Source organism: Seonamhaeicola marinus (assembly GCF_008085455.1).
Genome location: NZ_VSDQ01000783.1, coordinates 1 through 272 on the forward strand (window position 1 = coordinate 1; position 272 = coordinate 272).

The following is a 272-nucleotide window of genomic DNA, read 5'->3' on the forward strand; positions in this document are numbered from 1 at the left end:
TCACTGTATTTACTGGTTAATTTTAGTAAAGCATCAATACAATGCTGCTCATCATCTATAATTAATGTATTAATCATTATTTAAATATGCTAATTGAAAAGGTAATATTACTTCAACTCTTGTACCTAAACTTTTATTAATAATATTAACTTTTGCTTTTATGTTTTTGGTTTTGTTTAAAACCGAAATTCTATCGTTTGTAATTTTTATACCCAATGATGTGTGTTCTGTATTCATTTTATTAGTATTTGTTATACCCACACCGTTATCAT

The 272-nt window shown here is 24.6% G+C and carries 1 protein-coding gene; it reads right to left on the bottom strand.

From position 1 onward, the window contains the following. Nucleotides 1–69 precede the first annotated feature (69 nt). The coding region (locus FUA24_RS25325; RefSeq protein ID WP_222861384.1) for a hypothetical protein at nt 70–272 on the bottom strand (203 nt) is incomplete at its 5' end.